A 622-nucleotide genomic window follows, 5' to 3' on the forward strand; every position below is an offset into this window, starting at 1 on the left:
GCGGGCGTGGCCGTCGAGGAACGACTCCTGGGACTGGTTGGCGTAGGCGATGTGGACGGCCTTGCCCGAGTGGGACAGGCGTAGGCAGAACATGAACAGCTTCATCACGACCCCGGCGATCACCGCTTGGAACTCGCCGAAGTCGACCTCTGCCTCCTCAGCCGGCGGGTGGGTTTGCGGGATCATCACCTGCGCCTTGCTGCCGTTGATCTCGGCCTTGAGCACGGCGACGAGGTTGCGCACGCTGGACTCGGCCACCACCGCGCCCTCCTCTTCCAGTAGTCGCTGCCAGACACGGCGAGCGGTGTGACGCTGCTTCCTCGGCGCGTCCAGGTCCTCGGTCAGCCAGCGACGGATCGTGGCCTCATACGGGCCCAGGACCGGCGCGGTCCGTGCCGGTGGCTTCCGGGTCGGTGGGACCGCGTCCGCGAGCGCGGCGCGGACCGTGCGGCGGTGGACCTTGTGCCGCTCGGCGAGTGCCCTGATCGACATGCCTTCATCGGGGGGTGTCAGATGGTCTGTGTAAGCGGTCGGTCCTGAAGGAGGACCAAGATGACCGCTGTGACCACTGAGAACGATGAGGCGAACGTGACCACGACGAGCAGCTCCGAGCGGCCGAGCC

Annotated in this window: 1 pseudogene; it reads right to left on the bottom strand. The window is 67.7% G+C overall.

The window, feature by feature from the left end:
* Positions 1–492, bottom strand: a pseudogene (locus QWJ41_RS20755) (IS21 family transposase); the annotation flags it as partial.
* Between the last annotated feature and the right edge of the window lie 130 nt (positions 493–622).

The sequence above is a fragment of the Nocardioides cremeus genome (assembly GCF_030518195.1).
GTDB classification, from domain to species: domain Bacteria; phylum Actinomycetota; class Actinomycetes; order Propionibacteriales; family Nocardioidaceae; genus Nocardioides; species Nocardioides cremeus.